General features: G+C 42.6%; 14 protein-coding genes. 6 read left to right on the forward strand and 8 right to left on the reverse strand.

Features of this window, described 5'->3' with window-relative positions; translation table 11 throughout:
- Positions 1–15 precede the first annotated feature (15 nt).
- Positions 16–732 carry an HAD family hydrolase gene (locus V7O62_RS01125; RefSeq protein WP_406657179.1) on the forward strand — a complete coding sequence of 239 codons (717 nt, stop codon included), beginning with the start codon at positions 16–18 and terminating at the stop codon, positions 730–732.
- On the opposite strand, the gene V7O62_RS01130 is transcribed toward V7O62_RS01125, so the two are convergent.
- The gene (locus tag V7O62_RS01130) at positions 714–1808 is read right to left on the reverse strand and encodes an NADH:flavin oxidoreductase (RefSeq protein ID WP_406657180.1); all 1095 of its coding nucleotides are present in this window, start codon (positions 1806–1808) and stop codon (positions 714–716) included. The two genes, V7O62_RS01125 and V7O62_RS01130, sit on opposite strands and share 19 nt — an antisense overlap.
- 58 nt (positions 1809–1866) lie before the next feature.
- A complete protein-coding gene (locus V7O62_RS01135) occupies positions 1867–2577 on the reverse strand; it encodes a cytochrome c biogenesis protein (protein ID WP_406657181.1) in 711 nt (236 codons plus the stop codon).
- A gap of 429 nt (positions 2578–3006) precedes the next feature.
- On the opposite strand from V7O62_RS01135, the gene V7O62_RS01140 reads away from it, so the two are divergent.
- The 5 genes from V7O62_RS01140 to V7O62_RS01160 all read left to right on the forward strand — a co-directional run bounded on the left by V7O62_RS01140 (position 3007) and on the right by V7O62_RS01160 (position 8233).
- Positions 3007–4632: an ABC transporter substrate-binding protein gene (locus V7O62_RS01140; RefSeq protein ID WP_406657182.1), complete on the forward strand. Its 1626-nt coding sequence runs from the start codon at positions 3007–3009 to the stop codon at positions 4630–4632.
- Positions 4633–4757: 125 nt separating this feature from the next.
- On the forward strand, positions 4758–5747 hold the full coding sequence (locus tag V7O62_RS01145; protein WP_406657183.1) for an ABC transporter permease: 990 nt from the start codon (positions 4758–4760) through the stop codon (positions 5745–5747).
- Positions 5744–6601 carry an ABC transporter permease gene (locus V7O62_RS01150; RefSeq protein WP_406657184.1) on the forward strand — a complete coding sequence of 286 codons (858 nt, stop codon included), beginning with the start codon at positions 5744–5746 and terminating at the stop codon, positions 6599–6601. The genes V7O62_RS01145 and V7O62_RS01150 overlap by 4 nt, the downstream gene beginning before the upstream one ends.
- Positions 6602–6654: 53 nt before the next feature.
- On the forward strand, positions 6655–7632 hold the full coding sequence (locus tag V7O62_RS01155) for an oligopeptide/dipeptide ABC transporter ATP-binding protein (RefSeq protein WP_406657185.1): 978 nt from the start codon (positions 6655–6657) through the stop codon (positions 7630–7632).
- On the forward strand, positions 7622–8233 hold the full coding sequence (locus V7O62_RS01160; protein WP_406657186.1) for an ABC transporter ATP-binding protein: 612 nt from the start codon (positions 7622–7624) through the stop codon (positions 8231–8233). The genes V7O62_RS01155 and V7O62_RS01160 overlap by 11 nt, the downstream gene beginning before the upstream one ends.
- A gap of 48 nt (positions 8234–8281) precedes the next feature.
- Here V7O62_RS01160 and V7O62_RS01165 read toward each other — a convergent pair whose 3' ends face one another.
- From V7O62_RS01165 to V7O62_RS01190, 6 genes are all read right to left on the reverse strand, one after another.
- On the reverse strand, positions 8282–8956 hold the full coding sequence (locus tag V7O62_RS01165) for a heme exporter protein CcmB (protein WP_406657187.1): 675 nt from the start codon (positions 8954–8956) through the stop codon (positions 8282–8284).
- A gap of 18 nt (positions 8957–8974) precedes the next feature.
- A complete protein-coding gene (locus V7O62_RS01170; protein WP_406657188.1) occupies positions 8975–9724 on the reverse strand; it encodes an ABC transporter ATP-binding protein in 750 nt (249 codons plus the stop codon).
- A gap of 84 nt (positions 9725–9808) precedes the next feature.
- Complete coding sequence (locus V7O62_RS01175; protein ID WP_406657189.1) at positions 9809–10483, reverse strand: molybdopterin-dependent oxidoreductase; 675 nt, start codon at positions 10481–10483, stop codon at positions 9809–9811.
- A 27-nt stretch (positions 10484–10510) separates the two neighbouring features.
- Positions 10511–10810 (reverse strand): hypothetical protein, encoded by a 300-nt coding sequence (locus V7O62_RS01180; protein WP_406657190.1) that lies wholly within the window; start codon positions 10808–10810, stop codon positions 10511–10513.
- A 193-nt stretch (positions 10811–11003) separates the two neighbouring features.
- Positions 11004–11351: a hypothetical protein gene (locus V7O62_RS01185; RefSeq protein WP_406657191.1), complete on the reverse strand. Its 348-nt coding sequence runs from the start codon at positions 11349–11351 to the stop codon at positions 11004–11006.
- Positions 11352–11457: 106 nt separating this feature from the next.
- The gene (locus V7O62_RS01190; RefSeq protein WP_406657192.1) at positions 11458–12543 is read right to left on the reverse strand and encodes a metal-dependent hydrolase; all 1086 of its coding nucleotides are present in this window, start codon (positions 12541–12543) and stop codon (positions 11458–11460) included.
- Positions 12544–12580 lie beyond the last annotated feature (37 nt).

Here is a 12580-nt window from a genome sequence, read left to right on the forward strand (position 1 = left end):
ATTTATATCATAACTATGTACAAAGATGCTGACCAGAAAAATGAGGGAGAATATTTGATAAGAGCGGTTATATTCGATATGGATGGCGTGCTTGTAGACTCTATGTCATATCATGCCCTGGCTGTGCAGAACATTTTTGATCAGATTGGCGTGAAGATGGACAAGCAGGACATTTTCGAAAGGGAAGGGGAGAGAACTGTAGATATTATCACTTTTCTGCTGGAGAAGGAGGCAGGTGATGCTTCGGCTTATGATGTCCTGGATATCGTTGAGAGGTATATCCGGGAATTTAACAGGATAGTTGAACTACAGGTTTTCGATGGACTCAAGGAATGCCTTAGCCTAATGTCGGAGAAGTTCCGCCTTTCGGTAGTATCCGGTTCTGACAGGCCTATAGTTTATGATATAATCGAAAAGGAGTTCCCGGATGTTTTTGAGGTGATCGTCACAGCCGATGATGTGGAGCGCGGAAAGCCAGACCCTCAACCTTACCTTAAGGCAGTTGAAATGCTCGGTATTGATAAAGATGAATGCATCGTTATTGAGAACGCTCCCATGGGTGTGGAGGCAGCCCAGAAGGCAGGTCTCTGTTGCATAGCCGTACCTACCTATCTTGATCCCGAAAAACTCAAAAGTGCGGATATTGTTCTCCGGGATCATCGGGAACTGATAGATTATCTTCTGGGCCTTGAGCCATCCTCGGCAGGATGTGCTCAGTCACCGAAATCATAATTGCACTTTATGCCACTGCTGTCCGAGCAAAGGTTACATGATACACATTTCACGACGTCTATCTCTCCATTTTTGATTTTTACTACCAGGTCAGGCTCTGCGACAAATGGCCTGGACATGGAGATCATGTCGGCGTATCCTTCTTCAAGCAGCATTTCCATTACTACTTTTGACCTGATGCCTCCCACAAGGATTACAGGTACATCAACAGCTTCTTTTATCATTTTGGAGTACTGCTTGTAGTAAGCCTCTTTTTCCTGTGAGTCAATGTCTGTTCTGAACAGCTCATCACCTGCTTCTGCAGTACCTCCGCTTACCTCAATTGCACACACACCATTTTCGGCCAGGATCTTTGCAATCTCTATGGATTCTGGAGCATCAAGGGTATTCTTCCTGGAGCCTTCAGGATAACCATCCGTAGCATTCAGTTTGACCATTATGGGATAATTGTTCCCTACCATCTCTCTGGCTTTTTCAATGATGTCAAGAATAATCCGGGTACGTTTCTCAGTGCTTCCTCCCCAGCGATCCTTTCTGCGGTTGGTGTAGGGTGATATGAAGTTGCTTAGCAGGAATCCATGTGCACAATGCAGCTGGACGGCATCAAAACCGGCCTCCTTCCCTCTTCTTACAGCATTGGCAAAATCATCTATGGTTTCCAGAACTTCTTTTTCTGTCATTTCCTCGGGAGTTATCCCCATTGTCTTTTCAGTGATTGCTGAAGGTGCAAGTGCATAAGGAGCTTCAGAGCTTATCATTGTCTGACGGCCGCCGTGGGCAATCTGCAGAACTATCCTACTCTTATATTTGTGGACTCTGTCAACTATCTTCCTGTAATCTTCGATAAACCTGTCATCGTAAATGCCCTGCTGTAAATGATCGCTTTTTCCCTTCGGATTCACATAAGCATAGCCAGTGATAATTACCCCTGTCTCGTTTCTTGCGAGTTCCTCGTAAATGTCCCCTATCTTCTCAGTAGGAGTCCCGTCCGGTTCAGCCATCCATTCATGGGTTGCCGAGCGTACAAAACGATTCGAGACCTCCATTCCACACAATGATATCGGTTCAAACAACATAATAGATTATTGAAGTCTTTGGCTTATATCTTTTTGTGAAGAGCTTCCGCAGTACTCTTCAGTACCGTGAACTTTGCATGTCCTCAATAGTTTCCTTCATCTTTTCGTTGTTGATCCTGTAGGACAACATAGTGACAAAAAGCATGATAAATGCTACAAAGTTGATAAGCAGTGTAAGCTGCAGAGTGGTTCCTTCAAGTCCCCCGCCACTGCTTCCATAAGCAGATCCTCCGAACATGAGAGGGTGTGCTGAACGCCAGAGCCTTACCGAAAAGAAGCTCAAAGGCACCGATACAAAACCAACAATTCCGAACACTGCTGCAAGCCTGGCTCTTTTTTCAGGCTCTTCAATGGCCTGGCGGAGCATGAGGTATGCGAGATACACCAACAGCAATACAAGGGATGTCGTAAGCCTGGTATCCCATATCCAATACCATCCCCATGTGGCCTTTGCCCATATGGATCCTGTGACAAGTACCAGGAATGCAAACACTACTCCAACCTCGGCAGAGGAAAGCGCGATCATATCCCATTTCCTGCTGCTCTGTTTGAGCTGGAAAATGCTTGCAATGAACACGATAAAGAAAGCCAGATAAGAAGTGAATGCGATGGGAAGATGGAAATAGAATATCCTGAAGCTACTGTCAAGCACTTCGCCTGAGCCGCTTTTCATTTCCTGCAGGTAGAAGAATACCATCCAGATAGCAAGCAGCATCACAACTCCTGTGGCAGCGGCAAAAATCTTCTCTTTTTTCGTGTCTAAGAACATTTTGTCTCCTGTGGAATTACTGGTACTTTTTATTTAAACGCTTTTATGGCAGCAACCTATAGCTAAAATGCCAAAGCAAGGACTTAGAGAAATACACCAGTGTCTCAGTATTCTTACGACTTTGAGATCATTATCAAATAGAATCGTTAAAATACAGATTTCAGATTTTAAATATTTTCTTGAATAATTACACGATGCACTCAAAGAGAGGTCGAATACTTTTAAACTAGCTTCAATATTTTTAGTATTACAAATCAAAACAAAAGTATTAAATATAGTGATTGTTTTTCACAAAACGATTAATAAATATAATTAATACATTAACTTGTAACATTGCATTTTTCTGATAGCTGAATTTTAGTTCTCAAACTAAAGCAGGGCACAATGCAAGAACAAGTTGAGAATTGAAGATCTATGCAGGAGCAATTTATGATGAAAAAAAGATCATTAACTATTTTGTTGGCAGGAATGCTGCTAATAGGAGTAGTTGCAATTTCAGGATGTACGGACAGTACAACGGAAGCAGCAAGTGCAGAAGGAATAGGAACAGATGAATTGATAGCAGCAGTAGGTACACATGGTGGAGAGCCGGAATCAGGTTTTGATCCCGTTACTGGCTGGGGTTACAACCATGAACCTCTAATTCAGAGCACTCTTTTTAAAAAGAATGGCAATGCGGCTCTTATCAACGACCTTGCTACAGACTACTCAGTTAGTGAAGATGGATCTACATGGACCGTTACGATAAGGGACGATGTCAGGTTTCATGACGGAGTACCACTGACAACGGAGGATATAGCATTTACATTCAATACTGCAGCAAATGCCGGTGGAAGTGTTGATCTTTCCATGCTGGAAAAAGCTACAGCTATTGACAATGCTACCGTTGAATTCAAGTTGAACGATAATCAGGCCACATTCATCAACAAACTGGCAGTGATCGGAATCGTCCCTGAACATGCATATGATGAGAACTATGGTCAGAACCCAGTAGGATCCGGCCCTTACGAATTTGTACAATGGGACAAAGGACAGCAGGTAATTTTAGAAGCAAATTCGGATTATTACGGAGATGAACCTTACTTCAAAAAACTGACCATTGTATTCATGGAAGCAGATACTGCTTTTGCGGCTGCGAAATCCGGCCAGATCGATATCGCTGAAATTCCATCTTCCTATGCAGATCAGGAAGTTGACGGAATGAAGATAATAGCTCTTGATTCAATTGATGCCCGTGGGATCAGCTTTCCGGTACAGCCAAACACAGGTGAAAAATCTGAGGACGGATACCCAATTGGGAATGATGTGACCTCTGACGTTGCAATAAGAAAGGCACTTAACATAGGGATTGACAGGCAGACACTGGTAGATGGTGCACTGAACGGACAGGGTGAAGAAGAGTTCACCGGCGTGGATAAGTTACCATGGGGAAACAAGGAAGCTATTATTGAAGATGGGAACATTGAAGAGGCTAAGAAGATCCTGAGTGACGCCGGCTGGGAAGATACCGATGGGGACGGCATTGTCGAAAAAGATGGAATTATTGCTGAATTCACCCTTTTGTACGCTGCCAGTGCACAGGAAAGACAGGCTCTGGCTGTTGCTGTTTCGGAGGAAGCAAAAGAACTGGGAATTAATATAATACCAGAAGGTGCGAGCTGGGATAAGATCGATACCCTGGCCCTGTCAAAGCCTGTTGTTTTCGGTTATGGTTCACTTGACCCGACAGACCTGTACTTGAAATACTATAGTGAGAGCTACGATCCCTCAAGCTACAACAACATAATAAAGTACAACAATCCGGTCGTAGATGCTTATCTGAGAACTGCGATAACTAGTTCTGACCAGAATACTGCTAATGAAAACTGGCAGCTGGCAGCATGGGATGGTGAAACAGGATTCTCTTCACAAGGAGATGCCACATGGATGTGGATGGCAACAATAGATTACCTGTACATCATGGACGAGGATCTGGATATCGGAACTCCTAAAATACAGCCACATGGTGCTGATATTTTCGGAAACATCCTGGAATGGAAGCGCACGGAGAATTAGATCAGAGGTTGAGGGAACTGAGGAACAATAATCTTCAGTTCAACCTCTTTTTTAAAAATTCACTATATTTTTCAAAACATCCGTGACCACAAATTTGCCGGAATGGAGATTGGAGGTTAAAGAAAGTGAAACACAAAAAATTAGGATTCTTCATGGGGAAAAAACTTCTCAAGCTGATCTTCCTTTTAATAGTCGTTTGCATTGCCAGTTTCTGGATCGTAGAGCAATCTCCCATTGATCCCGTCAGAGCCTATATAGGGGAAATGAGCGTACACCCGGAACAAAAGGCAAAAATGGAAGAATATTGGGGAGTTAATACTCCTGCTCAGGAAAAATTCCTGAATTGGGCTGAGAACATCCTCAAAGGGGATCTCGGGACTTCGCTAATATACAGAATGCCTGTGACAGATGTAGTTAAAGAGCGATTTACAGCTTCTCTGGTTCTTATGGCTTCCTCATGGTTGTTATCAGGAGTTCTGGGGTTCATTTTAGGAATTGTAGCCGGAATGAAGAATGGAACGTTAGTTGATAAAGCGATAAAGACCTACTGCTATATCCTGCTTGCAACTCCGACATTCTGGCTGGCGTTGATCTTTTTATTGATCTTCTCAGTGAATTTAGGATGGTTCCCTGTAGGACTGAGTGTACCCATAGGTATTGCCAGTAAAGATGTAACCTTTTTTGACCGGATCCATCATTTGATCCTCCCGACCATTACCCTGAGTTTGCTGGGAGTTGCCTCTATCGCGATGTTCACCCGTGAAAAATTGATAGAGGTTATGTCAAGCGATTATGTGCTGTTTGCAAAGGCAAGAGGTGAGAAAGGATTTGATCTGGTAAGAAGGCATGGAATAAGGAATGTTGCTCTTCCTGCCATTACACTACAGTTCTTGGGATTCAGTGAATTGTTTGGTGGAGCTGTCCTTGTCGAGCAGGTATTCTCTTATCCGGGTATTGGCCAGGCTGCAGTAGAAGCAGGTCTGAGATCCGATGTGCCTCTGCTACTTGCGATCGTTATTATCAGTGCCCTGTTCGTCTATTCAGGGAATCTGATTGCTGATATCATCTATGAGTTCATCGATCCCAGAATAAAACAACAGGAGATGAAAACATGAGCACTGCTGTTGTAAATGTTAACAGAGGATTATTCGGAGGATTCAATCTACGGCAGAAAACTATCATGCTGATAAGCTGCCTGTCGTTGTTATTGATTACAATTGTAGTTTCCAGTACATTCATAGATGACAATGCATTGTCAACTGACTTTGGATCAAAGAACCTTGCTCCTTCCCTGGAACATCCTTTTGGAACTGACTGGATGGGAAGGGATATGTTCATACGGACTCTTGGTGGACTTGGATTAAGTATAGTAATCGGAGCTTTAGCTTCCTCGATCAGTACCATATTGAGCGTGATCCTGGGTTTGCTTTCAAGCATAGGTAAAATAGAGGATTCGATCGTATCCTGGTTGGTGGACTTGTTCCTTTCAATACCACATCTCCTGTTGATTATTTTGATCTCTATAGGACTGGGTGGAGGAGCAACTGGAGTTATCATAGGGGTTGCATTGTCACACTGGACAAGTCTTACACGAGTTGTAAGAGCAGAGATCAAGCAGATAAAAACTCAGGAATACATCCATATATCACGAAATTTCGGGAAGTCCCGGTGGTGGATAGCAAAAAACCATATTCTTCCTCACCTGCTCCCTCAGTTCGTACTGGGTACGATCATAATGTTCCCACATGCAATCCTGCACGAAGCATCGGTGACTTTCCTTGGTTTCGGGCTTTCACCACATGAACCGGCTATTGGCATTATTCTTTCAGAATCGATGAAATACTTGTCAGCAGGGTACTGGTGGCTTGCATTTTTCCCGGGATTATCACTTCTGATCGTGATCCTTATATTTGACATAATAGGGGAAAATCTGGGAAAGATGTTGGATCCGAAAAAAGCTCACGAATAGATAACATCTGACGTTACTGAAAATTGATTGAAATAATAAAAAGAGGTGAAGGTATGGAAAATGCATCTCAAGAAACTACTGAAAAAAAGGAGAAATCTGAAGCTTTGCTAAAAGTCAAGGATATTTCCCTTTCTTTCATTCAATATGCCTCCGGACTCAGGCAAACCGAATTAAAAGTGATATCAAATTTGAGCATGGAAGCTTACAGTGGTGAGATCTTGGCTGTCGTAGGCTCCAGCGGCTCCGGGAAAAGTCTCCTTGCACATGCGATCTTAGGCATACTTCCTTCAAATGCAAATCTTAGTGGTTTTATGGAATATAATGGCCAGGATCTGACCTCTAAGAAAAAGGAAGAGCTCAGGGGAAAAGAAATAGTCCTTATTCCACAGTCAACTACATATCTGGACCCTTTGATGAGAATTTCCGGTCAGGTCACAGGAAATGTTGATAAGAAGAATGCAGAGTCAAGGAAGAAGCTTCAGCGAGAGATCTTCCGGAAATATGACCTGAAACCTGAGGTTGAAAGAATGTTCCCTCATGAATTGTCGGGAGGTATGGCCAGAAGGGTCCTTGTATCGACTACTATGATGAATTCCTCGAAGGTCGTGATTGCGGATGAGCCGACACCGGGACTTGATGAAAAGAACCTGAAGGAAACATTGAGCTATTTTAAAGACATGGCTGCCAGAGGACATGCAGTTATTCTTATCACCCACGACATAGAAGCTGCACTAAGGGTCTCTGACAAAATAGCGATCTTCTATGCTGGTACGATCCTGGAAATTGCCAGAACAGCTGACTTTGCAGGTGAGGGAGAAAAACTAAGGCATCCATATACAAGAGCACTATGGAATGCCCTGCCACAGAACAGATTCCAGGCTATAAAAGGTCATCAGCCGATGCAGGATGAAGTACTTGAAGGATGCTTCTTTTATGAACGGTGTTCTACAAAGAATAAGATTTGCTCAAAATGTGTTCCCCCGTTAAAAATGTTCAATGGAGGACTGGTGAGGTGCAATAATGTATCTTAAAGGTGAGAACATCAGTTTTGGCTATAAAGAAAGCGATCCGATCCTACAGGATGTGGACATTTCTCTGGGCAGCGGAGAAGTGCTAGGACTTGTAGGGGATAGCGGATGCGGGAAATCAACCCTGTGCAAGATACTGGCAGGATATGAGAAGAGCTACAAAGGAAATGTAACTATAGATGGAGATAAGATTCCGTCAAGTGGATATAATCCTGTCCAGCTTATCTTCCAGCATCCTGAAAAAGCTGTGAATCCTAAATGGAAGATGAAAGATATACTGAAGGAAAGTCACGATGTTTCTCAGGATATTCTGGAAGCTTTTGGAATAAAGGAGAACTGGCTGAACAGATGGCCGAATGAACTTTCAGGAGGGGAGCTCCAAAGATTTGCTCTTGCAAGGTCACTGGGACCAAAAACAAGGTTCCTGATAGCTGATGAGATCACGACCATGGTAGATGCCATCACCCAGGCTCAGATATGGGAAAGCATTTTAGGTATCGTTGAAGAGTTGAATCTTGGAGTCCTTGTTGTGAGCCACGATAAAAGTCTGATAAACAGATTATGTCATGATGTTGTGTATATGTCAAACCTGAATGGAAAGTAAGTTGCAGCTTCTAATGTGATTGGAATCAATTCTGATACTTCAGAATATCTAATCCATCACAGTATACTCGAATACAAGCTGTCCCAAAACAAAGAATATCAGGTCATACACAATAAGCAACCTCAGTTCCGAAACAATACTATTGATACCACCATCGGTGAGTATTGTTCCTGTTGCCAGCACAGCGGGGATTATCACAGGTATCACAAGTGGAAGCAGCAGTATGGGAAGCATGATCTCCCTTGCACGTGTGTTCACCGTGAGTGCCGAGAGCAGGGTTCCAACTATAACAAAGCCCAATGTGCCGGGAATTATGACAAGTGCCAGACCGGCTATATTCGGGATACTGTAATTGAAAAGTATAATGAAAACAGGAATTGTCAGGATTTCCACTGCAAACATGATCACAGCGCTTGATATTGTCTTCCCGGTATAGATTGCGCCCCTGTCAACCGGACATAATTTAAGCCCTTCAAGGCATCCATTCTCTGTCTCCGAAGTGAATGAGCGTGAGAGTCCCAGTGTTCCTGCAAATACAAAGGCTATCCAGAGCACACCCGGAGCAAGCCTGTCAACAATTTCCTTCTGGCCAAGCAAGTCACCGAAGGAAATGCTGAAGATAACTATCACCAGCACGGAAAAAATAACCATCGAGTTGAGCATCTGCTTTGTCCTGAATTCAGCCTTCAGGTCCTTTGCTGCTATATGGAGACTTTTCAGCATGCGATCAGTACCTCGTTTTCAGGGAAGGTTTGAAACTCCTTCGGCATCAGTATCCATGCACACAAGCGAAGAGTAGTTTACCTTAAAATCTTCCAGGCTTTCTATCTCTTCTTTCATGCGATCATAAACTATCTCTCCCCTGTCCATTACCAACAGGCGGTCGCACAAATGCATTGCTCTTTCGATATTATGAGATACCATTATCTTTGTTACGTTATCCCTGTCCAGAATCTTTAACACATTCTCGAAAGCTTCGGCAGACTGGTGGTCAAGACCGGTATAAGGCTCGTCCATAAAAAGTATCACAGGCCGGTGGACAAGCGCCCTTGCAATTGAAAGGCGTTGCTTCATTCCACGGGAGAATGATCCTACCCTGTCATCCGCACGCTGGTTAAGTCCCACTTGCTCCAATAGTTCATTGATACGCTCTTCAAGTCGACTTTTTTCCAGCCCGTACATATTCCCGAAAAACTTCAGGTTCTCTCTTGCTGTGAGTTCATCGTAAAGGTAGGTCTCATGCGATATCACACCTACCATCTCCCGGACACTGGAAGGGTTTTTCTTGACGTCGGTACCGTTTACGGTTACATCACCTTTTGTAGGTGTGATGATGGTTGAAAGTACCTTGAGGAGTGTTGTTTTGCCTGCTCCGTTAGGACCGAATATTGCGACAGATTCTCCTTTAAAGAGCTCCAGGTCAATATTCCTGAGTGCCTTATGGTTACCAAAACTTTTTTGAATTCCCCTGGCTGAGATGATCGCATCCATCGGCTACATATTCACGGTCAGTATAAATTAACGTTTTGTTACTTCAAAGAATAAACGAAAAGAAGTTTACTTTCGATGAAAATTTCACTCGAAAGCAGGTCCACCAACTTCGGCATTGTTGCTATACCCGACTCTCTCCCAGTAACCTTCGTAAGGTTGGTCGGTAATCTCTATGGCAGTTACCCATTTAGCCCATTTATATCCGTATTTTCCTTCGGCTACAACCTGCAAGGGAAAACCTCTTTCAGAAGGAAGGGTTACATTATTAAGTTCGTATGCCAGCATGATGTCGTTTTCAACAAGATAGCCAAGCTCAAGTGATGTTGAATAACCATCAGCACAATAAAATATTACATTGGTAGCATTATCCTCTACCTGCACTTCTTCAAAGATAGTACTGAGTGGTACTCCGGTCCATATAGCATCAAAGCCCCATCCTTCCACACAATCCAGCCTGACAAACCTGGTGGTTGACGGGTAACTCAGTAATTGTTCGTAGCTGAGGTTCTGTGGGTTTTCAACCAAGCCGTATACCTGCAGCTCGTATGTATCCCGGTCTATGTATTGTGTGCCCTCTATTGCATTATTACGTTGCTCTGAAATAGGTGTTAGCTGCTTTCCCTCATATTCCGTAACTTCTCCGGAAGTAGTGTTATTTTCCTGTGAATCTCTCTCATCCAGGCAACCGGATATCGATATACAACTTAAGATGATTAAAGATGTAATCAAAAGTCCGATGAGAATATTCTTACGGAACATAGGCATAACCTCTGAGCAGTTTGGCTATCAACCGATAATCGAGAGCATTTCCAATCCTTTCTCTGTCAGGAAATATTTGCCGTTTACAAGATTCAAGAGGTCACCGTTCATTAGGAATTCCGTGTGGTATTTGAAACTCTTATCGTCGAGTTCAACATCTTCCTGAATCTCATCTTTTGTTGCTCCGAATGCACCTATCTTTTTAACAAGCTGCCTGCGGACAGGATGTGAAGCTGCTTTGTTCAGGAATTCATGCTCCATCTTAACACGTTCGCGTTCAGAGGGCTCTGCCATGATCATATCGTCTAGGTCGTCTTTTTCTATCATGTTCCCACTACTCTCTTAGTAATAAGAGTATGAGTGCATTGATAATAAACTTGTCCTAAAAAGTAGGTATTAAACCTGCAAAAAAAGTGATTTAAAGAAAATATAAATGTTGGCATTTATGAAAGCAAACATATTATTGTTTGATTTAGGAGTGTACATTTTCTGAGGGGAGTCTTGTATGCCAACATTTATATTAATGTGATAGAGCCACCGTTGAATTCATCACGTGAACACGATTCTTGTTTTTCATGTCCGTGATCTCTGGCTTTTGTTTTTCCTGACCCTGGTCGGCAGGAAGGTAAACCAGTTTCCCTTCTGAGTATCTCATCGGGGAGCCGATGGCAATGAAATAATCATTTTTGAGGCTCTGCAATGCAGCAATAACTGTTTCATAGTCGTACTTCGAACTGCCAAGGTTGGCAGATGAAATTCCGACAAGTGTATCATTTACATGAAGTGCCAGATGCAGATGCCAGGTATCTTTGTTTACGAATTCATGGACTTTAATATCCATAACCAGATCAAACATATTTTCCCTCAAAACACATTCTCCTTGTATGACTCTATCAAATAGACTGCATGAACACGTATATAAGTGGTCTGTGTAGCTTTTATTAAGAATGTTCACATTTGCTTATTTTGTGTAGTCAAAAAAAGAAGTTTATGTACATCGGATAGTAAGGAACCCAAAACCAGTTTTCAGGTGCTTCCTCAAGATATATCGTCTCTCTTTTAACATAAGCCGTATAGCCTTCACCATCCCTGTTGAACTCGAAAATGTATTCTGTTCTGAAATATGTCCAGAATATGGCAAAGGGATTCCTGGCATCCTGTAATTTGACAATCACTGTTTCTTCGTTACTTGATACGTTGTACACAATATAGTCTATTTCCTGGAAAGGAGCCGAATTATACAGCTCTGTTGCCAGTTGTACATATTCAAGGCTATCACTGTCATCATCTCCCGAAATAAAAGGTACGAACATACTTTTCTCTATTCCTGTCCAGTAATTCATCTCAAGTACTTTGTAGTGGGTCTGGTTGTATGGATATGCTGAAAGGAAAGTTCCAAAGAAATTAGGGTAGGAATTCTGGTAGCTTATGTCGTATCCTTCTATGTCAGATACATGATTTACCAGGAAACCTTTTGATACAGGGGTGATGACACACCAGAGTATCAATACTATGAGAAGTATCCTGTCGACTCTTATTGTTTTGTCCGGGGTGGACTCCAGCTGTCCACCGGGTATTTTCCTGATTACTCCTTTTCTTTTGAGTATTTCCGCAACAAGGAAATATATTGGGACAAGAGAAACAAACATTACGACGGGGTCAAAGGAATCAAATGCACCCATTATTGAAGATTCCACAGAAAATGGATATAATGGTCTCATTTTCCAGGTTGTTGCATAGTCAAGATAAAAATGGCTGAACAAGGCAGCAAAACCTGCAGCTGCAAATTTAATGTCCCTTCCGTAAATCCAGATAACGAATGTAATCAGCAAAATAAAAAGTGGAGAATGAATGAATTCCCTGTGTCCCATCAAATAGTATAATTGGACATAGGTCTGATGACTGAAGCTCCCTCCGATAAGGACCAATAGTGCATCTGTAAAAAAATCAAGATCAGGAAGTATGGCCAGAAATGCTACTATTTTTTTCTGCCTGCCTTCCAGTCCTGCAACCGTAGCTATAAGGATTCCAACGCCTAAATGAGAGAGAGTATTAACCATCCACTCACCAGTTGATTTTAGGCATATTGTGTATTAT

The organism is Methanolobus sp. ZRKC2 (assembly GCF_045291185.1).
Taxonomy (GTDB): Archaea; Halobacteriota; Methanosarcinia; order Methanosarcinales; family Methanosarcinaceae; genus Methanolobus.

Bases quoted from the DNA above. Each gene is read 5' to 3' on its own strand.
- V7O62_RS01125 (WP_406657179.1), top strand. From the start codon at position 16: ATGTACAAAGATGCTGACCAGAAAAATGAGGGAGAATATTTGATAAGA.
- V7O62_RS01130 (WP_406657180.1), bottom strand. From the start codon at position 1,808: ATGTTGTTTGAACCGATATCATTGTGTGGAATGGAGGTCTCGAATCGT.
- V7O62_RS01135 (WP_406657181.1), bottom strand. From the start codon at position 2,577: ATGTTCTTAGACACGAAAAAAGAGAAGATTTTTGCCGCTGCCACAGGA.
- V7O62_RS01140 (WP_406657182.1), top strand. From the start codon at position 3,007: ATGATGAAAAAAAGATCATTAACTATTTTGTTGGCAGGAATGCTGCTA.
- V7O62_RS01150 (WP_406657184.1), top strand. From the start codon at position 5,744: ATGAGCACTGCTGTTGTAAATGTTAACAGAGGATTATTCGGAGGATTC.
- V7O62_RS01155 (WP_406657185.1), top strand. From the start codon at position 6,655: ATGGAAAATGCATCTCAAGAAACTACTGAAAAAAAGGAGAAATCTGAA.
- V7O62_RS01160 (WP_406657186.1), top strand. From the start codon at position 7,622: ATGTATCTTAAAGGTGAGAACATCAGTTTTGGCTATAAAGAAAGCGAT.
- V7O62_RS01165 (WP_406657187.1), bottom strand. From the start codon at position 8,956: ATGCTGAAAAGTCTCCATATAGCAGCAAAGGACCTGAAGGCTGAATTC.
- V7O62_RS01170 (WP_406657188.1), bottom strand. From the start codon at position 9,724: ATGGATGCGATCATCTCAGCCAGGGGAATTCAAAAAAGTTTTGGTAAC.
- V7O62_RS01175 (WP_406657189.1), bottom strand. From the start codon at position 10,483: ATGTTCCGTAAGAATATTCTCATCGGACTTTTGATTACATCTTTAATC.
- V7O62_RS01180 (WP_406657190.1), bottom strand. From the start codon at position 10,810: ATGATAGAAAAAGACGACCTAGACGATATGATCATGGCAGAGCCCTCT.
- V7O62_RS01190 (WP_406657192.1), bottom strand. From the start codon at position 12,543: ATGGTTAATACTCTCTCTCATTTAGGCGTTGGAATCCTTATAGCTACG.